The organism is Sphingobacterium sp. UBA5670 (assembly GCF_002420705.1).
Taxonomy (GTDB): Bacteria; Bacteroidota; Bacteroidia; order Sphingobacteriales; family Sphingobacteriaceae; genus Sphingobacterium.
The window spans coordinates 186994-208828 of sequence record NZ_DIIM01000016.1; the positions used below are offsets into that span (position 1 = coordinate 186994).

The window sequence follows — 21835 nt, forward strand, 5'->3', positions numbered from 1 at the left end:
GAGATTAAATAACTTTAGCTTCATCATGAAGAAGAGAAACCAATTTTTCTACATCGGCAGCGTCAACCAGTTTGACCGTACCCCGCGGGGCAGGCGTCTCATAACCAACAATATGCGCAAGAAGTTGGACAGAGGAGGGTTCCAATACATCCAATGGTTTGGTCCGTGCACTCATAATGCCACGCATATTTGGTATTTTGGGTTCGGCAACACCTTCGGCTGTGCCAATGACAATGGGTAACTTGGCAGTCAATACTTCTTTTCCACCTTCGATCTCGCGCTCAACAGTGACCGCATCACCTGCAAGGTCAACTTTCTTGGCGATGGAAACAGAAGGGATATGAAGCAATTCACCAACGATTGCTCCTACTTGGGCGCCATTATAATCGATGGATTCGCGGCCCGTTAGAATGAGATCAAATGCATTGTCTTTGGCATAGTTCGCTATTTGATTTGCAACAAACCAAGCATCGCGCGGAACGGCATTGATCCGTACAGCATTGTCTGCGCCGATTGCCAATGCTTTTCGAATGGTTGCATCGGTAGATGCATCGCCCACATTAATGACAGTTACGGTTCCTTTTCCACCTTCGGCCAACTCAACTGCTTTGGATAAAGCAATTTCATCATACGGATTTATAATGAATTGTACACCAGCTGTATTAAACGCAGTGTTGTCATTTGTAAAAGTGATTTTGGATGTAGTGTCAGGGACATTACTTATACAAACTAATATTTTCATATACGATTGGTTTTACTCAAACTTACCATATTTTCTTTCAATTAAAAAGCTCCTGGACGTTTTAAATTCTGTTAGATAGCTGTCAATAAGTTTTAATGAATTTTTAATTTTACTAGCTTAATTCTTTTATTTTTTTTGATGTGACATGATATAAGGGTGTTTTGTTATCTTTTTTATAATTTTTTATTTTAAATACCCGGTTTTTGATAATGGAATTATTGCGTCAGTAAATTGTCATTTTATATGCTAGCATAGTAATTTAGATGTGTACACAATTTATCCAAGACTGCGATTAGGAAAAGCTTTTGGTCGCTCCAGAAAGAAAGATGATTATTTTAGGAGATATACAATTAAATTGCATATAAAACGCAATTTGTCTATGTTTGAAATAAAAAAGATATGTCGACACGATTGGATCAACTGAATGAATTTTTGAAAGAGAGCCCCGAAGATCCTTTTTTAAAATACGCGATTGCAGCGGAATATCTCAAGCAGGAGAATGAGCACGAGGCCATGTCAAGATTCGAGGATTTAGTACAGACGAATCCAGATTATGTAGGAACCTATTACCATTTGGGTAAGCTATATGAAAAACTGAATAAACAGGAACTAGCGATTGCTATTTATAGAGCCGGAATTGAGATCGCTCGAAAGACCCGCAATTTCCATGCTTTGGGTGAGTTACAGGGAGCATTATCATTTTTAACAGACGAAGATGAAGATGATTTTTAATCTTTTCTAAATTTTTGGTATTTAATTTGTTATGAATTTATTGGTGTAACTGTTAGATGCTGTTTTTTTTGAATTTGGAATGAGATGAAAAGGTATATTTGGATTGTGGGTTTGTTGTTGACAATTGGAATGGTGGGATGTGATAATCCCAAACAAAGTGTGGCTGCTTATAAGGATAATTTACAGGACCTTAAAGGCAGAGATAAGGCGGAAGTCGTGATTGGTGAATACAAAGGTGTAATGCCTTGTGCGGATTGTGATGGGATTGAAACACTTATTTCACTGCATGCTGACAACACCTATCAATACTCATCCAAATATCTAAATAAGAGTGATGATGTCTTTGTGCGTGAAGGGAAGTGGAAATTAGATGACAACATTATTACACTGGATGGTGTCGACTATAAGTTCAAATTAGGAAATCGGATTCTCAGTCAGCTGGATCTTTCAGGGAATGACATTACGGGTGATATTTCTAAATATTATGTCTTGACAAAAAATTGAATCTAGCATAAACGATCTATTAAAACATAAAAAAGCCGGAAGTATACTTCCGGCTTTTTTATGTTTTTGGATTTATAGCTGTTTTCCCAGTTTTGAAGTTTTGAATTGCACTACTAAGGCCATGATGCTATGCTCCGCCTACTGGTCGGCATTGAAATCTTATTTGTTTTTAGTACAAAGTTCTTTTAATGTCGCTACCACAAAATCAACTTCTTCCTTAGTATTATGCTTGCAGAATGAAAAACGAACCGAAGGACGTTCCGAGCTAGATCTGATCGCGCCCAATACATGCGATCCTATATCCGTTCCTGAACTGCAGGCGCTACCACCGGAGCAGGATATACCCGCAATATCCAGATTGAATAAGAGCATGTCGGCAAGGTCACTGCAAGGGAATGAGACATTCAGCACGGTGTACAATGATTTTTCGGGTTCAATAACACCATTAAAATCAATCTCTGGGATCGCTTTCTGCAACTCGTCAATCATATAAGATTTTAGGTTTTGAATATAAGCGTGGTGTTCGTCCATGTGCTCATAGGCAAGTTCGAGAGCTTTGGCAAGTCCTGCTATACCATAGACATTTTCTGTTCCACCGCGCATGTTACGTTCTTGCGCTCCACCATAGATCAATGGTTTAATCTTGTTGTTGGCATTGATATAGAGAAAACCAACTCCTTTTGGACCATGAAATTTATGGGCGGCCCCTGTTATAAAATCTATTTTAAGACTGCCAAGATCATGGGGATAATGACCCATAGTCTGTACAGTATCCGAATGGAATATCGCATTATGCTTTTGGCATAACTCGGAGATACGTTGAATATCGTTGAGATTTCCGATCTCATTGTTAGCATGCATAATGGAAACAAAAGTACGTGGATTGGTACTTAAAAGTTCTTCCAGTTGGTTCAGGTTTAAATTACCTTTTTCGTCAACTTCCAATAAGTCGAGGTGTACCTTACCTGCCTTCTCAAGCTCCTCTAAGGTATGTAATACGGCATGGTGTTCGATAGGAGAGGTGATGGCATGAGTTATTCCAAAGTCGGCGATTGACCTGACGATGGCCATATTATCAGCCTCGGTTCCACCCGATGTAAAGAATATCTCTGCTGGAGAAACATGAAGTAGATTGGCAATCGTTTTACGTGCTTTTTCTACAATTGTTTTAACTTGTCGTCCGTGACTATGGATAGAAGATGGATTTCCAAAGTTATTGTCCATCACATCGACCATTACTTTTATTACTTCAGGATCTAAGGCTGTAGTCGCTGCATTATCAAAATATACTTGCATGCTGCAAAATTACAAATCTCCAAAGTAAATTAAAGGTATTAAATGACTTATTTTTATCATTTTATTTTCCTAATTATAGCTGATAAGTGTTGGATTGTCGGGGCTCATTAAAATTAGGCTTTTTACCGAGGAAGGTATAGGATTGGTGCTTTCCCATTCTGATACAGAAAAAATAGCGCCAAAATACTATTTCAGTTTGGCGCTACTTTTCAATTTAGATAAGTTCTTTTTTTCGTCTGACCACGATGAGTATCACAAGTCCTCCCATTGCGAGCACCAACCCCAAGTAGGCTGCAATATCACCCGTTTTGGTGTAAAAAGTAATTTCTTCATTTAAATTGATTTCCTGGTTTAAGGCCGCAGGCTGCCACCATTTGGTCTGCTGTACAATATCGCCACGCTGATTGATAAAGCCAGAAATCCCTGTGTTGGCTGAGCGGGCAATCCAACGGCGGTTTTCAATCGCTCTGAGTTTCGCATATTGCAAATGCTGGTCCTTACCAGAAGTATTTCCCCACCAGCCATCGTTGGTGATAATGGCAATAAATTGCGCTCCTTTTTTGACGTACTTGGAGACATAATTGCCCCAAATGGACTCGTAACAGATTACCGGTGCAGCACCGATACCACTCTGGGCATAGAATACCGAAGGTTCAGCCTGTTTCCCATAGCCCCCCGTAGTACCGCCGAATGCTTTAAATAGAGGTTTCAAGAAGTTCATCGCTGCCCCAAAAGGCATTTGCTCTACGCCCGGCACGAGTTTGGACTTATGGTAAAACTGAAGTTTGGAAGAATAATCGATCAATGTTGCGGCATTGAAATTATCCTGGTATATATTAGGCGCTATTTCGCGTGCAGTCGGTGTTTTAGCATCGTTGTACAACTGGTAACTTTCAATACCTGAAAGTACGTTGCCATTTTTATATTGATCTAAAAATTTTAAGATACGCTGGTAAGAATAGGTTTCTCTAAAGTTTTCCTCGTCAAAATCGCCGTTCTGCGAAAGTGCAGTTTCAGGCCAGATAAAAAACTCTGTATTGGGTTTGGCGACCGAATTTGATAAGGAGAATAAGATATTTAATTGCTCTTCGGGACTTAAATTGAATTTAATATAAGGATCAATGTTCGGCTGTACAACAACAATCTGTGCCGGATTCTGATGTTCTTCGTAGTTGAAATACCGTATTAACGAGTAGGCGCTGGGAATTAGCAATACTGCGGCCAAAGAAGCAATCGGAATTATCTTACGCTTGATCGGATAAAGTCCCTTTCGATTGAGGTAAAGTGTAAAGACCAAGATATTCACCAGCCAGATCCAAATTGTACCGCCATAAACCCCTGTGATATCGTACCATTGGATCAATTGGTGGAAACTTGCAAACCCGTTGCCTAAAGTCATCCATGGGAAAGCTAAATCCCAAGATTCATGCAGAAATTCGTAGCTTATCCAGAATCCCATTAATCCGAAAAGGGATAACAGGATGTTTGTTTTACGTCGTAATTGCCCATATAGTCTGAAAGCAAGTGCCATTAAAGCAGCTCCGAGACCAAAAGGGATCAGACTGATCACAACTGCGGCAAATGGCGGCATAACTGCCGAAATGGAGTTATATACCCAGTAAATGGAGGCCGTGTTCCAGACAACTGCGGTGAGTCCTGCAGTAAGAAATACTTTGCGGCCTTTCTTTTTGAATGTTTCACTGCGGATAATGTTTTCTACGGCAATCAGCAAAGGCACAAAGCCAATAAATAACAAGGGACTGGAATAGGGTACGGGAGGCCAGCCCAACCACAATAAAAAGGCACTTAAAAGTGCCAGTAGATAGTTATTTTTCACTATATATTTACTCCCATTTATGATTATAAACTGGATAAAACTTCTTTCTTTTTACTCTCGTATTCCTCTTGGGTAATCAATTGTTTGTCGAAGAGTGTCTTTAACTTTTTGAGCTTTAAGGTAATTTCATCATCATCTTCTTCTTTTGCGGCTGCTGGTGGGACGATGGGAGCTGCCGAAACTGGAGGAACAGTAGGGGTAGATCCGATCGGTTGCTGTGCCTGAATAGGCGCCGGCGGAGTTGGCTGAGCCGAACCATAAGATTGTGGTGCCGATGGGGCAGGCGAAGTAACCGCTGGCTGAACCGGTATATTACTTTCTGGCCGTTCGATAACCACTTCTTTTGCCACAGTTGGAGCAATAACTATTTTCTCCTTTTCAGCGGCCAATTCTGCTTTTTTATAGTTTTCAAGCGCGGCTTTAATATATTGATACAATTTTCTGGCCTGAACTTTAGGGATATAGTCTATGCTTAAATTTTCGCCAGTAAATGGTATAACTGTCACTTTCGAACCAAATATTTCCTCTTTGAAAGCAATATCCTTAATATCTTGCCAACCAAAGATTTCAAAATCAGTAGCCAAGCCAAGTTTAGTAAATTCACACATAAAAATGCGTTTATTACTGATGGTGATACTGTCTGGTAAAATGGTTACTGCAGGTTTCTTTTGAACTGCTATATAATCTATTTTTTCCCCTGGAGTAAGCATATCCTGGACTTTAGTAACCAATTTTTCAATGATTTTTATGTCCTGCCCGTCCTGTGCAAATTGTTCCATGTTCATGTCGAATACTTTTTAATACATAAAGATTGTCAAAATTTATTCCAATCCCGCTACACAAAATACAAATTCTCCTTTAATCGGATTGTTTTCAAAGTGTAATTTTAAATCAGTTAATGTTCCGCGAACATTTTCTTCATAGAGTTTGCTCAATTCCCGTGATATCGAGGCTTGTCTTTCAGCTCCAAAAACTGTGATAAATTCTTCTATGGTTTTGAGAATACGATGCGGTGACTCATAAAAGATCATTGTTCGTTTTTCTTCTGCCAAAGCTTTTAAGCGTGTTTGCCTTCCTTTTTTTACGGGTAGGAAACCTTCAAAGCAAAAACGGTCGTTGGGAAGCCCCGAATTAACAAGCGCCGGCACGAAAGCTGTTGCTCCCGGTAAGCACTGTACCTCCAGTCCTTCTTTAATGGCTTCGCGTACCAGCAAAAATCCCGGATCCGAGATTGCTGGTGTTCCTGCGTCCGAAATTAAAGCAATGTTTTGTCCTTCTTTCAGGAATTTGATGATTTCCGAGACCGCTTTATGCTCATTGTGCTGATGATGCGCAAATACTTTTTTGTCGATTCCAAAATGTTTTAAAAGCGGAGCACTGGTCCTAGTATCCTCTGCTAAGATGAGGTCCACTTCTTTCAGGACATTGATCGCACGGAACGTCATGTCTTCCAGATTGCCAATAGGTGTTGGAACTAAATATAACATGGTCAAAGTTAAGTTTTTTTTACTATATAATATGCGCTAAAACATTCTGTGCTTTTTGGAGTTTTATTTTAAAGATTATGGTAAACTCCATCACCTTATTTTAAATAAATTATGCAATACATTGAAAAAATACAGGCACATCTAGGTGCAGAAGCGAGTTATTTGTTAGAATTTGATCAACCTGCAGTTTCCAAAACAATGCTTCATCTTCCGCAGGCAGCATTTATTGACCAAGTATATAGTTCCAGTGATCGTAGTCCTCAGGTGTTGCGGAGCTTGGGCCAACTTTTTGGAACGGGTCGTTTAGCCAATACCGGGTATCTTTCGATATTGCCTGTGGATCAGGGAATCGAACACAGTGCCGGAGCCTCTTTCGCTCCAAACCCACAGTATTTTGATCCAGAAAATATTGTCAAGCTAGCCTTGGAAGGAAATTGTAATGCTGTGGCTTCTACCTTTGGTGTTCTAGGAGCTGTTGCCCGAAAGTACGCACATAAGATTCCATTTTTGGTTAAGATTAATCATAATGAACTATTGACCTATCCCAATCGTGCCGATCAAATCTTATACGGAACAATTCGCGAAGCTTGGAATATGGGAGCTGTTGCGGTAGGGGCGACCATATATTTTGGATCTGAGGAATCTGATCGGCAGATTATTGAAGTCGCTAAAGCATTTGAGGAAGCGCATTCTTTGGGAATGGCGACGGTATTATGGTGTTATTTGCGTAATTCGGCTTTTAAGGTGGGAGATAAAGATTACCACTTAGCTGCAGATCTAACCGGACAGGCTAATCATTTGGGCGTAACAATTAAAGCAGATATTATTAAGCAGAAACTCCCCGAGTTGAACGGCGGTTTCAAAGCGCTGAATATGGGTAAAAGCAGTTATGGAAAGTTGGACGAACGTATGTATACACAGCTTTCTTCAGATCATCCTATTGACCTATGTCGCTACCAAGTACTCAATTGCTTTGCCGGTAGGGGAGGGTTGATCAATTCTGGCGGGGCTTCGGGACAGAATGATATACAAGAGGCTGTAAAAACAGCGGTTATCAATAAGCGCGCTGGCGGAACTGGTCTGATATCCGGTCGTAAAGCCTTTCAAAAACCGATGCAAGAAGGTGTAGAGCTGTTGCATGCCATTCAGGATGTATATTTATGTGATGAGGTAAGTATTGCTTAGTGAAGTACATAAAGTGAGTTCTTTTGGTTGGTCTCATGGTAGGGGTTGCAGAATATGTCGAATTGTAGAGCGTATCGATTAGCAGTTTAATGGATACGCTCTTTCTGTTGATGATTGACTTAAAACATGGGGCTAATATAAGGTAGACGTTCAATAGAATGACGGGTATTAATTTGGCGCGGCGAGGTGGAAATGGAGAAGCTTAAAGCAGTCAGAAAGCCTTTTTGATGGTGGTTTAGGAATAAAATTGCTTGTAAATGAAGGCAAATTTATCTAAGTTTGTTCACTATTTTAAATAACACATTTATATTATGTTGCAATTGAATTATATCCGTGAGAACAGGGATACGGTAATCGAAAGGTTAGCTGTCAAGCATTTCAAGGAAATTGGATTGGTCGACGAAATCATCAGTTTAGATGAAGAGCGTCGTAAGATCCAATCGGAATCAGACGCACTTTCGGCAGAGGCTAATGCGGCAGCAAAGCAGATTGGAGATCTGATGCGCCAAGGTAAAAAAGAAGAAGCTGAAACCGTTAAATCCAAATCCTCGGGATATAAGGAGCAAGTGAAGCAGCTTTTGGATCAATTGGGTGTAATTGAGGGCGAATTGAACGAGAAGATCGTACAATTGCCTAACTTACCGCATCAGTCCGTTCCGGATGGTGTAAGTGCGGATGACAACGAAGTTGTTTTGACCCATGGCGAAATTCCTGCTTTGTCGGAGGATGCATTGCCGCATTGGGAATTGTTGAATAAATATGATATTGTTGATTTAGAGCTCGGCGTAAAAGTTGCCGGAGCAGGTTTTCCTATCTATAAAGGCAAAGGCGCTAAATTGCAGCGCGCACTGATCAATTTCTTTTTAGATCAGGCTGCAGAAGAAGGATACGAAGAAGTACAGGTACCAATTTTGGTCAATGAAGATTCTGCATTCGCTACGGGACAATTACCAGATAAAGAAGGACAGATGTACTATGTGGGCAACGATAACCTCTATTTAATCCCTACAGCTGAGGTTCCGGTCACCAATATTTATAGAGACGAGATTGTGAAAGAGGGACAGTTTCCAATCAAACATTGCGCTTATACACCCTGTTTCCGTCGTGAAGCAGGTTCTTATGGGGCACATGTACGCGGATTAAACCGCTTACATCAATTTGATAAAGTGGAGACGGTGCAGATTGTACATCCTGAAAAATCCTATGAAGTACTGGAAGAGATGAGTTTATATGTACAGGGCTTGCTTCAGAAGTTAGGGTTGCCATACCGAGTATTGCGTCTCTGTGGTGGAGATATGAGTTTCACTTCGGCGTTGACTTACGATATGGAAGTTTACAGCTCTGCTCAGAAACGTTGGCTGGAGGTATCTTCCGTTTCCAATTTTGAGACTTACCAAGCGAATCGTTTGAAAGTACGTTTTAAAAATGCCGATGGTAAGATGCAGCTGGCGCATACCTTGAATGGTTCGGCATTGGCTTTGCCACGTATTGTTGCAGCTATATTAGAGAATAACCAAACGGAAAAAGGAATTAAGATTCCTGAAGTTTTGGTGCCTTATACTAAATTTGAATATATCGATTAAATATCAATAAATAAGTCATTTTTAACTTATTTAATATCCACATGAAAGACGGTCAGCCTGAGAAGGTAGAGCGTCTTTTTTTGTTATTATTCGATTTTTAAATGTTTAGAATCATTATAAATTAAACTTCTTTTTGATACAAAAATTTAATAGACTAATGTGTTAACAATTTCTTATAGCATTGTTAATGTTTTGTTAAATATAGTTGATTCCGTATAAAATTCTGTTTGAAAATAGTTTGATGAGTTTTTATTCTAAAATGATTCTTTTGTAACAATTTGTAAAATTGTGAACTTATTATTGCGGTATTTCTTGTTTTCCTGAGATAATGTTAAAAAACTTGTAAAAACAACTTTGGCTTTCTATATTTGACACCGCTAATAAAAATCGCACTAACTATTATTTACTGTAAATGCTGAAAAGAGCAAATTTTACAGCTGGATATTTATCTAAGGACTGACCCTGCATCTACCTAGGGCCCGCTTCTCCAATAATATTTTCAACTGTTACCAAATGAACTGCAATAGCGTGTTATGCTTTTTTGCTGTTTATTGTCTAGGCAATATATGTTTGGACGGTTATGATAACGGATATAATGTATATCAATATATAGGATTAGAAAAATAATAAAATTAACTAACTAAAACATGAAACAAACATTACTAAGTTTTCTTGTTGGCGGTATGATTCTGACTTCGGTTGCATTCGCTCAAGAAAAAAAGATTAGTGGTCGTGTTACATCTGCTGACGGTAAAGCAATACCAGGGGTGACAGTGGTTGTACAAGGTACTAATCAGGCTACTCAGACTGATACTGATGGTAATTATTCATTGAATGTTCCTGCAGGCAAAGTTGTGGTATTCCGTTCAGTTGGTTTTGATGATAAAACCATTATTGTTAATAACAATAGTTCAGTATTCAATGTCTCTTTAGTAAATCATGACAATGCTTTGGAAGAGGTGGTTGTCACTGCAAATGCAATTAAAAGAGAGAAACGTTCTTTGGGATATTCTGCTCCGACGATTAAGAGTGATGAATTGACTGAAGGCCGTAATTCGAGTGCGATCAACTCCTTAGCTGGTAAGGTAGCGGGTGTTAATATTACTTCTACATCAAATTCTCCGGGTAGTTCTTCTCGTGTTGTCTTACGTGGTGGTTCTTCTATTTCAGGAAATAACCAAGCATTGATCGTTGTTGATGGTACACCGATTGATAATACAAGTAAAATGGGGGGAGCCAGTGATTTATCAAGTGTGGATTTTGGTAACCGCGGTAATGATATCAATCCCGATGATATTGCTTCCGTAACTGTATTGAAAGGCCCTGCTGCTGCTGCATTGTATGGTTCAAGAGCATCCAATGGTGCATTGATTATTACAACAAAGAGCGGTAAAAAAGGAGCAAAAAATGAAATCACTTTTAGCTCGACGAATACATTGTCATCAATTTTGAAATTACCTGAATTTCAAAATCAATATGGACAAGGCGCATCGGGTTATAACAAAGCAGGGGATTTGATTTATACAAATGACCCGAAAGAAAACTGGTCTTGGGGAGCACCGTTCACCGGCGAAGTTCAGGAATGGGGACAAGCTGTAAATGGTGTACGTCAGAAAAAAGCATATTCTGCTGTGAAGGATAATGTACGTGATTTTTTTGACCTAGGTATTGCCTCTGATAACAATTTAAGCTTTTCTGGTGGTTCGGATAAATCAACTTTTTATCTTGGATTGAATGCTTTGAATTCAAATGGCGTTTATCCTGGTAAAAAAGACAACTACAACAAATACGGTGTTCGATTTAATGGAACGACGGAGTTTTCAAATAAATTTAGTGCAGGTATTGCTGTAAACTACAGCAGAATCAATAGTAACAATGTTGGTGGTGGTCAAGGCGGTGGTTCTGTTTATAACAACTTATTACAAACGCCGAGAGATATTGATGTTGTTGGTTTAAAAGACTTGTCTAATCCCTATAATGGATATGGTTATACGGATGAAAATGGTGTAGCTCATAATGACGTATATGGTTATTACGGTGCTTATACCATGAACCCATATTGGGTATTGGCTAACTATAACAATTATAATGATGTGAACCGTATCATGGGGAACTTCAATGTAAATTATAAGCCAACTGAATGGTTAACATTCCAAGAACGTATAGGATTAGATAACTATAGCGACCGTAGACGTTCGGAATCTCCGAAATATAGCTTTTTGCCGATAGATAATACTTCGGGTAATTATTCTGAAGGAAATATTCAAACTGATCCAGGACAATACCGTATTGATCAATTTAACGTGAATGAAATTGTCCATGATTTCATGGCAACCGCTACTCATAAGTTTAATGACGATTGGGATGCTTCATTCATGATTGGTAATAATATCCGCCAACGCAAAACTACTTCCAATAGTACTGCAACAAATTCAAGTGGTGGACTTGTTGTTCCGGGATGGTATAATCTTGCAAACTCGAATGGTCCTTTGGATCTGATTGAAGATACTTGGTCAAACCGTCGTTTAGTAGGTGTTTATGGTGATTTGAACGTTTCATATAAAAATATTGCTTATTTACAAGCTACAGCACGTAACGATTGGTCATCTACTTTGCCAAAGAAAAATAATTCATTTTTCTATCCAAGTGTAAGTGGATCATTTGTTGCATCGGAATTGTTCTCTCCTGAATTGAAGAGTAAGTTCAGTTACGCGAAAATCCGCGCTAACTGGGCGCAAGTAGGTTCGGATACAGATCCATACCAATTGATTTCGACGTTCTCTAGAAGTACTATTGCTGGCGGTTTTGGTTCAACAACTTTTCCATTTGGTAACGTATCTGCTTTAATGTCAGGTAATACCATAGGAAATCTAAACTTAAAACCTGAAATTACAACTTCTTTCGAGGTGGGTACAGAGTTAGGTTTCTTTAACAATCGCTTGTCAGCTGATTTTACCTATTACAAAAACAATTCAAAAAATCAAATTTTAAGTATTCCTATTCCACTTTCAACAGGTTATGGACTTAGCTTGGTAAATGCAGGTAAAGTGCAGAATAACGGTGTTGAATTAACCTTGAGAGGAACTCCTGTGAAGACAGAAAACTTAACATGGGAATTGTTTGGAACATTTACAAAAAATAACAGTAAAGTTGTTGAGTTGATGGATGGTGTACAACAAGTGTCAGTAGGTGGGTTCTCTGGAATGAGTATTGTTGCTGCGGTAGGTCGTCCATATGGTGAGTTTTATGGGGTTACCAATGCTACCGATGCGCAAGGTCGTACGATTGTTGATCAGAAAACAGGATTACCAATAGCCTCTTCTAAGCCTGAGTATTTAGGTACATATAATCCAGATTTCCAAGCTTCTTTGGGTACAAGTTTGAGCTATAAAAATTGGTCAATGAGTGCATTATTCGATACGAAACAAGGAGGTGTATTCTATTCTAGAACGAAAGATATCATGGGATTTGTTGGTACGTCTGCTGAATCAGGTGGTGATCGTATCGGTCAGATTTTCCCGAATTCAGTTTATTTGGATGCATCAGGAAATTCTGTTGTTAATACAACTGCAACATACGATAAGATCGATTACTATCCGAACATGGAAGCAGGAGTTAATGTTGTGGATGCGACTTATATCAAATTGCGTAACCTTACATTCACGTATAAATTCTCTAAAGACATGTTGAAAAACACACCATTTGGAGCCGCTTCTATCGGAGTGTTTGGAAATAATCTATTTATCTGGACGCCAAGCGAAAACAAATACGCTGATCCAGAGGTGAATTCATCTGGTGCTGGTAATGCGCAAGGATTTGACTTTACTGCTCAACCTTCATTACGTAATTATGGTATCAATGTTAAAGTTTCATTTTAAGAGCAAGTAAAGTATGAAAACTATAAATTTTAAAAATGCTAAGAAGCTTTTAGTTTTAGCTTTAGTTGGCACACTAGGATTGACTGGTTGTAATAAATTTTTGGATGTGAATGAAAATCCGAACAATCCAGAAACAGCGACTCCTAGTTTATTATTACCTACAGTGGAAGCTGCAATCAGTCAAGTAGTAGGTAACAGTTTTCAGGTATATGGTAATATCTGGGGACAATATTGGACACAAAATCCTACATCTTCTCAATATCGTTCTATCGATAGATATCAAGTCCTGAATACAGCAATGGATAGATCGTGGTTGATTTTGTATCGTAGTGCGTTAAATAATGCTGAATTGATCATCAATTCAAATGAGGCAGCTAATGACAATTATAAAGGTATAGCTTATTTATTGAAGGCTTATACATTTCAAGTAGCAACTGATGCTTTTGGGGATATTCCATTGTCTGAAGCATTGAAAGCAAACGGAAATCTTAATCCAAAATACGAGGCTCAGGAAGTTGTTTATGATTCTATTTTCAACTATATTGATAAGGGATTGGCTTTGTTGGCAACCCAACAGGCTATACCTGTCTCCAGTCAAGATATGATCTTCAATGGCGATTTGGATAAATGGAAGGCATTTGCAAATACATTGAAATTGAGAGCGTATTTACGTATTTCAAATGTAGATGCAAACAAAGCAGCTGCAGGTATTAAGGCTCTTTATGCGAAAAATGCCGTATTCTTGGATGAAGATGTTTCAATAACTTACACAACAACTGGGGGTAACGAAAATCCATTTTATAATGAGATGGTAGGATTGGGTAAGACTCAAAATGTTGTGGCAAGTGGAACTGTAGTTCAAGCATTTGTTAAGAATAACGATCCAAGAAGATTTTCTTTTTACAATAAGTTGAGCGGACAAGATACAATCGCATTTATTCTTCAAGGTGACTTTAACGATAATTCAGCGAAATTAGTTTCTTCTCCTTCAGCACTTGTAGGTGGTCGCGCTGTAGACCCGACATCGGCAACAGCACCTGTTAAATTATTCTCAGCTGCGGAAAGCAAATTCTTGCAAGCTGAAGCGGTAGTAAAAGGTTGGGGAACAGGTGATGCGAAAGCATTGTTTGAATCTGGTATCACAACAAGTTTTACAGCAACTGGAAACGCAAGTGATGTTGCTAAATATATAGCTGAAGCCCCTGACGCGAAATTCACAGGTGATGCTGAAGCTAAAGTAAAAGCTATTATCACACAAAAATATTTTGCAATGTGTGGGTTCCAAGGGTTTGAATCATGGACTGAATGGAGAAGAACAGGTTATCCTACTTTCTTTACCACTTCCATCGCTTCAACATTAGGCCAAGGAAGAATGCCATTGCGTATGCCTTATGCAAATAGCGAAGCTACTTCAAATACAAATTACCCAGGTAATATTGTTATTTATACACCTGTTTGGTGGGACGTTAAGTAGTCTCTTAGATTATATGCTTATGAGAGCGGCAATTTCGAAAGAAATTGCCGCTTTTATTTTGGTATTAAATTATGGAAAAAGCTGTATTTTCGTCCTTATTAACGTTGCCATATTTTATTTATGAAAGGATCGATTTTAGTTTTAATTGTGCTTGTTCTGATAGGAGCTACTACGGAGGCTTTTTCTTCTAAAGTAACGGGGGAAGTATTTATTAAGGATACTATAGTGAATTACTTTGATAAATCGGGAAATTCAGTTGGTTCAAAACGAGCATCTCACTCTTATCAATGTATTGTTCCTGTTGGAGATGATTCGAGTAGATTGTTTAATATTGTTAGCTATTATACAGATACTGATTCCATGAAATCTTTCGCTTATAGCCTTGATAGCACAGTTGGGGTTTTCGGCTGGAAGTATGTTGGGGAGTCGACGGTATATTATCCAAATGGACAGTTGAAAAGCCTGGAAAAATTCGATACAGATGGTGTGCCTATTGATTCTTCTTACTATTATTATCCGACAGGGAAACTGAAAATGCTTGTGCTGCATATAGACACTGCACAAAATCCGTTTACGGGTTCGAGAATGACAAAACCATATCACTTGCTGTACATGGATTCTTTGGGAAATTATCTATTGAAGCGCGGAAATGGATTCCTTCGACTGGATAATTCGGATGGTACCTATTTTGAAGGTGAGCTAAAAGATAATGAAAAAGAAGGTCGATGGGAAGGTTTTAATATGGGAAGCCGTTATGAAGAGCAATATCTAGGTGGTGTTCTTCAGAGCGGAAAAAGATTTCGTGCCAATGGAGAGGTGATTTCATACGATGCTGAGACAAAGGAATCGACACCGATTCTTCCTCTTAAATTGAAGCAGTTTATGGAAGCAGTTTATCGGAAGATCGATATACCGGACCATTTAATCCCTCAATTGAAGTCTAGTCTTATTAACGTGACATTTGTCGTCAATAAAGATGGTAGGCTCAGTAATTTTAAATATAATGGTGATATTCCTATTGAGATTAAAGAAAAAATAACAACTGCTATTCAAAGTGTTGGGGCTTGGAAGCCAGGAAGACTGCAAGGAGAGCCTGTGGCAATAAATTATACCATTCCGATACGATTGTAATACACCGACACATGATGCAATCTGTTTGCTAAGAAAATTTTTGCTTCTGTAGTTGGCAAATAAGTTGCCAACTACAAATTAGACTTTACGAGCAGGGTTGATCTGTCGCCAGTATAGCTGTAGCATGGTTGAAGTATAGATACAGTATAGCTACAGTATTCATAGTTTAAATAATTGGATACTTTGTCCGTGCTGAAGTGGTCGATTATGCCCTTATAAAGGAGATTGAGGCATTCTGGAATCACTACGAACTGGAGGCTTTATCTGCTAATACTTTGGAGCTATTGATTGCTTATGGTGATGGTAACGTGAAAAAAAATAGCCTTCTGAAAGATGAGGTAATGCAAGGTTTTGTAACCGCACTGTGTCGTGCGCTGATCGCTTATTGTATCGCCAATCATCGGCATATAGACCTGAGTGAAATTCAGCTGTCAGCAGAAGCAAAAGAGCGCATTGGAAAAGAGCTGGAATTGACCAAAAAAATCGTTGATTTTTTCGGTCGGTTATCGGAATAACCACTAACAAACAAAATTATGAATACGCTAAAATTACTAGTCTTTTTATGGGGCAATATAACCTATATATTCAAGCAGTTGCTCAGGACTGTTTAAGCACAAACGCTTACAAATTAAGCAAATGCTAAGTCTACTTTCTTCGGACTTTTGTATGACCAACTTCTGCCTATTATACTATTGGCTCCGAGTTTTCATCAGGATTTCATCGGGCAATACCGATCAAAACTCGATGCCAACCCGATGAAAATCCGATGAAATGTAGAAATTCGGTAGGTATTGGCCAGTTAAAGGTTGACTATACGTTCCCACAAGCAACACACAAGCTCGACTATTGTGCGGCCCTAGCTTCCCCCTTCCTAAGCCCTTGCTATACTCATGGACGACTAAAGCATTGCACAAGTATTTGAGTTTCGTAAATCCGCGATCAGAACAGCTTCTCGTCAGCAATGTGTTGTAGAATTCCCTTACGGTATGCGGGTCCGGCTGAATGTCCAATCTATTCTTCGTTATCCTTTTTGCCTAGAGGATCATAAGGAAAGTCGTACGGCGATGAAATAAGGAAGTTTAACTTAACTTTTAATACAGCTGGGTATGATTAAAATGAATTTTCTAAGATTTTAGATATTACACGTGTACCGATTCTATGATAGCAGAGTTGGACTTTAAGAACAAGTTTGATCTCTCAGCCACCATAGCAATAGTATGGCTGACTATAGTATACATACTATAATTGATGGGAGATACTTTGTCTGCGCGGCAATAGGAACTGAAAGGATAGTAAAGATAGTGTTCTTTGTTGGTTCATCGGATGTAAGTATTAAGTATTAAGTATTAAGTATTAAGTATTAATGATATATTTATGTGTCATTTATAAAAGCCAATTTAAACTATGAAAGCTTTTGTCTTTCTTTTATTTACGTTATGTTTTAATCGAGTTTTTGCACAAAAAATAAGGATAAATCCTAGCGGTCAGCTTATTCATATTGGCACCTCTAAGGATACAATTATTCGTTTTTTTGACTTAGAAGGTGATTTCTTGACAACAAAAGACAAATCTTATTATTATAGACAAGTTTATCCTGTTTCAAATGAGCCTAGAAGACTTTATCGTGTACAAGCCTTTTATACCGATACTAATCTTCCAAAGTTTTCTGGACATAGTTTAAATTATGATGGAAAAACATTAAAGTACTTTGGCGAGACGGTGTCTTATTTTCCTACTGGAAAGGTCGAATCTATGGAGCTTTATGATGAGTTATCCTATTTGATTGATACCGCATATTATTATCACCCAAATGGAAAATTAAAAGCTCTGGTTTATTATGAACCTAATAAAACAGAAGCTCAGGCAAATTTTCCTCATTATTTGTTGTATTTGGATTCGTTAGGAAATATACTTCTTCGAAACGGAAATGGATTTTTTAGATTTGATTATAAAAACGGTCAATATATCGAAGGTGAATTAGTTAATGATAAGCGTGAGGGAATTTGGACTGGTTGGGATCAGTCAAAATATGAGGAGTTTTATAAAGAAGATATATTGATAAATGGAAAGCGCTATTTGCCCGATGGAAAAATTAATACATATTCTGCTGAGACAATGGAGCAAGCGCCCAAATATCATGGTGATTTAATGGCCGATGTTGAATTGGTGATGCGTGGAGTTCAGTTTCCCTTAGAATTTTTTGAAAAATATAAAAAGAAAACCATACTTGTCAGTTTCGTCATTAGTAAGTCTGGTGCAACTGAAGATTATGAGATCGAAGAGGATTATGACTTAGAGATCAAAAGGATGATGATTGAGGCAATGCAAAGATTAGGTAAATGGACTCCCGCCTACCTAAAGGGAATACCAGTGCGAGTACGTTTTAAAGTTCCTGTGAGATTTAATTTCGAATTAATCATGCATTAAATTTACTCTCAGTAAATTTTTTATTTTGTTATAGTAGTTGTCTTTGTGTTTGTTTCTGTATTAAGAAAACTTACAATTTCCATCATCGGCTGATTGTTTAAGGTTATTAAGATAGTTTTAAATGAATAGTCATTCCCAATTACCTTTTGTTACGTTTAAAAGTGAAAATAATAGTCTGATTGTCAGTTGTTTGTGTTTTATTGTGAAATAAATGTTATCACAAAGTTATGCTTGCATTGCAAAAGTTAAAAAAAGTTATAAATTTGTATTTAACATTTTTTAACAGCTCACAGCTGGGAAATGTATGACTAACTAAAACAGCTTATAATAATAATTGAAAAGTAATATTTGCTAGCCAAGGTATTTTAATTACCGAGAATTTAAATAAACATACTTAATTAAACATAAACATATGAAACACAAACTACTCAGTTTTTTATTGGGTGGTGCTATCCTCACTTCGGTAGCATTCGCCCAAGAAAAGAAGGTTAGTGGTCGAGTAACAGGTACAAATGGCGAGGGGTTGCCAGGAGTTACTATTGTTATTCAAGGTACTAATCAAGCCACACAAACCGATGCAAACGGTAACTATTCAATCAATGTTCCTACTGGAAAAATTTTAGTTTTTCGTTCTGTAGGCTATTCCGACAAAACGATCACAGTTGCACAAGGTTCAAGTTTGTATAACATACAACTTAGTGGCAACGAATCTGTTTTAGATGAAGTCGTTGTAACTGGTGCGGGATTAACTGCTAGTCGCCGTTCGATTGGAGCGGCACAAACAACAATTAAAGCAGAGGATTTACAACAAGCGAAACCAACGAATATCGTAACAGGCTTAACAGGTAAAGTTGCAGGTCTAACTGTACAGGGGGTCGGTTCGGGTGTCAATCCTAATTACCGTGTAATGTTAAGGGGTATGCGTTCATTAACAGGTAATAACCAAGCACTGATTGTTATTGATAATGTTATTTCTCCATCTTCCATGTTGGGGAATTTAAATCCAGATGATGTTGAAGATATTACAGTCCTAAATGGATCTTCCGCAGCAGCATTGTATGGTTCGCAAGCATCTAATGGTGCTTTGATTATTAAAACGAAAAGAGGTGCAGCTAGTAACGGATTAGAAGTAACTATCGATAATACAACAACATTTGAGAATGTTAACTTTTTGCCTGAAGTTCAAAAACGTTTTGGTTCCGGTTATTCAGCGCATGATATCTTTTATGTGCCTTACGAAAACCAACAATACGGCCCCGCTTTCGATGGATCTATAGTTCAAATTGGTGATCCTTTAGAAGACGGGTCAATTCAAACTGGCCCTTATTCTTGGAATGGTGGAAAGGATAAATTCTGGGAAACTGGAGTGACAAACATGACGAATTTGGCTGTAGCATCTAAACATGAAAATAGTTCTTTCCGTTTTTCAGGTCAATATTTAAAATCAACTGGTACTGTTCCTTTTGATAAATATAATAGAGCTTCTGCTCGTGTTAATGGAAGTAGAAAATTAAACGATATTCTAAATATCAATTATACTTCTTATTACGCACAAAATAGATATGATCAAACTTCTGCAAATGCGAATATCTATGATGCGGTTTTGCAATCTCCAGGTCATGTCCCGCTAACGAGTTATAAAGATTGGCAAAATAATCCTTTTGCAAATCCAAATGGTTATTATAATGCCTATTATAATAACCCTTATTTCATTGCCGCAAATAATCGTCAAAATATCAGAAATGATTATTTTATGGGAAATGTGGAGTTAAATTTCAAACCTTTAACATGGTTAGACTTCATGGGACGTGTGGGTATGACGACCTCTAATCAATCTTATAAATATACAACTGGAAAATTTAGCTTTACACCTTATGCAGCAGGCTTGCACGGCGCATATAAAGGGACTAATATTACTGGTAGCGTCTCTGATGCTGCAAGTTATGCAACAAGTATAGTGTCTGATTTTAATGCACATGCGACACATACTAACGGAGATTTCAAATTCGACTATACGGCGTTATTCCAGTATGTTCAGAACCAATCTTCGAACTTGTCAGCTACCGTTAATGGTTTGGTCGTAGATGGAATTTACAATCAGGGAAATAGTTTGAATCCTCCTTCTACTGGTCAGGCCGACTATTTAGCGAGAACTTTTGGATTGGCTGGTAAAATTGATGTAGCCTATAAAAACTATTTGTTTCTAACACTAACAGGACGTAATGACTGGGTTTCAATTTTAGATCCAGACAACCGTTCATTCTTCTATCCAGGAGCAACTGTTTCTTTTGTTGCAACTGACGCAATTGAAGCATTAAAAGACTTTCAACCATTGAACTTTTTGAAGTTAAGAGGAAGTTTATCTAAAGTAGGCCAAGTGAACGTGGGTAGCTCATCCAACTTTGGAGCCTATGCAACAGTACCTACTTTTGGCCAAGGTTCCGGATATCCATATAATGGAATTGGTGGTCATACCGTTGGTAACCAGATAGTTCAACCTGGATTAAAGCCAGAAATGACGCGATCTATTGAATTTGGTTTTGAATCTGCATGGTGGAATAATAGGGTATCTGCAGATGTCACATATTTTAATAATAAAACGACAGACAATACAGTTCCAACAGATATTTCTTGGGCATCTGGTTATAATAAATATTTACTGAATGCAGGAACAACCACAGGTAAAGGTATCGAATCGAGACTAAGCGTATCACCAATCCGTACGGCAGATTGGGACTTAACTTTAGGAGGAAATTTTACTTATATTCAGAATAAGGTTGTTGAAATTGCAGAAGGTTTAGATCAGTTGGCTTTGGCTACTTACGCAGGTGGTACAGGTTCTTACGCAGTAAAAGGCGAAGCTTTCCCTGTAATCATGGGTTCTACTTATAACAGAGATCCAGAAGGACGTATTATTGTGGATCGTATTACAGGATATCCAACTACAGATGGTACATTGAAGGTGTTGGGAGCAGCGCTTCCAACGCATACGCTAGGTTTAAACTTGTCATTATCTTATAAAGATTTAACATTTTATACAAGTGCTGAGTATCGTACAGGTAACTATATCTTTAATAATGGAGCAGATTTGTTTGATTTTTCTGGATCAGGAATAAATACCGTCGCTTACGATCGCGAGCGTTTTGTTATTCCAAACTCTTCTTATTGGGATGAAGCAACAAAATCTTATGTTAAAAATACGAATATTACGGTTTATGATGGTGGAGCTGATTATTGGACAATGGCTACTGGACGACGAAATATTGATGAAACATATGTGACTTCAGCAGCATTTTGGAAAATTCGTGAAATGTCCTTGTCTTATAACTTACCTAAATCTTTTCTTGCGGGTCAAAATGTAATTAAGAAGGCTAGAGTGAGTGTACAAGGTCGTAACTTATTTCTATGGACACCTGCGACAAATGTTTATACCGATCCAGAATATTCTGATGGAAACGGATCATCCAATGGAAATGCGCTTGGTTTGACAGGTTTAAGCCAAACACCGCCGTCTCGTTACGTTGGTTTTTCTGTTAGTTTAACTTTTTAATATCGAATC

At 38.1% G+C, this 21835-nt stretch carries 15 protein-coding genes; 10 read left to right on the plus strand and 5 right to left on the minus strand.

The genetic code is table 11. From position 1 onward, the window contains the following. Positions 1–4: 4 nt before the first annotated feature. Positions 5–742: an electron transfer flavoprotein subunit beta/FixA family protein gene (locus tag B3C94_RS13685; RefSeq protein WP_293904553.1), complete on the minus strand. Its 738-nt coding sequence runs from the start codon at positions 740–742 to the stop codon at positions 5–7. 399 nt (positions 743–1141) lie between these two features. Here B3C94_RS13685 and B3C94_RS13690 point away from each other — a divergent pair, with 399 nt between their 5' ends. Further along, positions 1142–1474, plus strand: a complete 333-nt coding sequence (locus B3C94_RS13690; protein WP_293904555.1) for a tetratricopeptide repeat protein — start codon at positions 1142–1144, stop codon at positions 1472–1474. Positions 1475–1558: 84 nt separating this feature from the next. Continuing rightward, complete coding sequence (locus B3C94_RS13695) at positions 1559–1978, plus strand: copper resistance protein NlpE (protein ID WP_293904557.1); 420 nt, start codon at positions 1559–1561, stop codon at positions 1976–1978. A 159-nt stretch (positions 1979–2137) separates the two neighbouring features. Here B3C94_RS13695 and B3C94_RS13700 read toward each other — a convergent pair whose 3' ends face one another. The 4 genes from B3C94_RS13700 to rsmI all read right to left on the minus strand — a co-directional run bounded on the left by B3C94_RS13700 (position 2138) and on the right by rsmI (position 6598). After that, complete coding sequence (locus tag B3C94_RS13700; RefSeq protein ID WP_293904559.1) at positions 2138–3274, minus strand: cysteine desulfurase family protein; 1137 nt, start codon at positions 3272–3274, stop codon at positions 2138–2140. Between the two features lie 214 nt (positions 3275–3488). Continuing rightward, complete coding sequence (lnt, locus tag B3C94_RS13705; RefSeq protein ID WP_293904561.1) at positions 3489–5111, minus strand: apolipoprotein N-acyltransferase; 1623 nt, start codon at positions 5109–5111, stop codon at positions 3489–3491. Between the two features lie 23 nt (positions 5112–5134). Then, complete coding sequence (locus tag B3C94_RS13710) at positions 5135–5896, minus strand: PH domain-containing protein (RefSeq protein ID WP_293904563.1); 762 nt, start codon at positions 5894–5896, stop codon at positions 5135–5137. A gap of 36 nt (positions 5897–5932) precedes the next feature. Next, positions 5933–6598, minus strand: coding sequence for a 16S rRNA (cytidine(1402)-2'-O)-methyltransferase (gene rsmI, locus B3C94_RS13715; protein ID WP_083663502.1), 666 nt, complete (start codon positions 6596–6598; stop codon positions 5933–5935). A 111-nt stretch (positions 6599–6709) separates the two neighbouring features. Here rsmI and B3C94_RS13720 point away from each other — a divergent pair, with 111 nt between their 5' ends. The 8 genes from B3C94_RS13720 to B3C94_RS13755 all read left to right on the plus strand — a co-directional run bounded on the left by B3C94_RS13720 (position 6710) and on the right by B3C94_RS13755 (position 21826). Then, complete coding sequence (locus B3C94_RS13720) at positions 6710–7783, plus strand: class I fructose-bisphosphate aldolase (protein WP_293904569.1); 1074 nt, start codon at positions 6710–6712, stop codon at positions 7781–7783. Between the two features lie 311 nt (positions 7784–8094). Beyond that, positions 8095–9366: a serine--tRNA ligase gene (serS, locus tag B3C94_RS13725; protein WP_293904571.1), complete on the plus strand. Its 1272-nt coding sequence runs from the start codon at positions 8095–8097 to the stop codon at positions 9364–9366. 647 nt (positions 9367–10013) lie between these two features. Next, a complete protein-coding gene (locus tag B3C94_RS13730) occupies positions 10014–13244 on the plus strand; it encodes a SusC/RagA family TonB-linked outer membrane protein (protein WP_293904572.1) in 3231 nt (1076 codons plus the stop codon). 13 nt (positions 13245–13257) lie between these two features. Beyond that, on the plus strand, positions 13258–14718 hold the full coding sequence (locus B3C94_RS13735; protein ID WP_293904574.1) for a SusD/RagB family nutrient-binding outer membrane lipoprotein: 1461 nt from the start codon (positions 13258–13260) through the stop codon (positions 14716–14718). Positions 14719–14838: 120 nt separating this feature from the next. After that, complete coding sequence (locus tag B3C94_RS13740; RefSeq protein WP_293904576.1) at positions 14839–15849, plus strand: hypothetical protein; 1011 nt, start codon at positions 14839–14841, stop codon at positions 15847–15849. Between the two features lie 197 nt (positions 15850–16046). Next, a complete protein-coding gene (locus tag B3C94_RS13745; RefSeq protein WP_293904578.1) occupies positions 16047–16364 on the plus strand; it encodes a hypothetical protein in 318 nt (105 codons plus the stop codon). 889 nt (positions 16365–17253) lie between these two features. Beyond that, positions 17254–18276 carry an energy transducer TonB gene (locus B3C94_RS13750; RefSeq protein WP_293904580.1) on the plus strand — a complete coding sequence of 341 codons (1023 nt, stop codon included), beginning with the start codon at positions 17254–17256 and terminating at the stop codon, positions 18274–18276. 412 nt (positions 18277–18688) lie between these two features. After that, positions 18689–21826: a SusC/RagA family TonB-linked outer membrane protein gene (locus tag B3C94_RS13755; protein ID WP_293904582.1), complete on the plus strand. Its 3138-nt coding sequence runs from the start codon at positions 18689–18691 to the stop codon at positions 21824–21826. Positions 21827–21835: the final 9 nt, after the last annotated feature.

What these genes read in the sequence shown, in the direction of transcription:
- B3C94_RS13690 (WP_293904555.1), top strand. Translation starts at nt 1,142, where the DNA reads ATGTCGACACGATTGGATCAACTGAATGAATTTTTGAAAGAGAGCCCC.
- B3C94_RS13700 (WP_293904559.1), bottom strand. Translation starts at nt 3,274, where the DNA reads ATGCAAGTATATTTTGATAATGCAGCGACTACAGCCTTAGATCCTGAA.
- B3C94_RS13750 (WP_293904580.1), top strand. Translation starts at nt 17,254, where the DNA reads ATGAAAGCTTTTGTCTTTCTTTTATTTACGTTATGTTTTAATCGAGTT.
- rsmI (WP_083663502.1), bottom strand. Translation starts at nt 6,598, where the DNA reads ATGTTATATTTAGTTCCAACACCTATTGGCAATCTGGAAGACATGACG.
- B3C94_RS13710 (WP_293904563.1), bottom strand. Translation starts at nt 5,896, where the DNA reads ATGAACATGGAACAATTTGCACAGGACGGGCAGGACATAAAAATCATT.
- B3C94_RS13695 (WP_293904557.1), top strand. Translation starts at nt 1,559, where the DNA reads ATGAAAAGGTATATTTGGATTGTGGGTTTGTTGTTGACAATTGGAATG.
- B3C94_RS13740 (WP_293904576.1), top strand. Translation starts at nt 14,839, where the DNA reads ATGAAAGGATCGATTTTAGTTTTAATTGTGCTTGTTCTGATAGGAGCT.
- B3C94_RS13755 (WP_293904582.1), top strand. Translation starts at nt 18,689, where the DNA reads ATGAAACACAAACTACTCAGTTTTTTATTGGGTGGTGCTATCCTCACT.
- B3C94_RS13730 (WP_293904572.1), top strand. Translation starts at nt 10,014, where the DNA reads ATGAAACAAACATTACTAAGTTTTCTTGTTGGCGGTATGATTCTGACT.
- B3C94_RS13735 (WP_293904574.1), top strand. Translation starts at nt 13,258, where the DNA reads ATGAAAACTATAAATTTTAAAAATGCTAAGAAGCTTTTAGTTTTAGCT.
- B3C94_RS13685 (WP_293904553.1), bottom strand. Translation starts at nt 742, where the DNA reads ATGAAAATATTAGTTTGTATAAGTAATGTCCCTGACACTACATCCAAA.
- B3C94_RS13720 (WP_293904569.1), top strand. Translation starts at nt 6,710, where the DNA reads ATGCAATACATTGAAAAAATACAGGCACATCTAGGTGCAGAAGCGAGT.
- serS (WP_293904571.1), top strand. Translation starts at nt 8,095, where the DNA reads ATGTTGCAATTGAATTATATCCGTGAGAACAGGGATACGGTAATCGAA.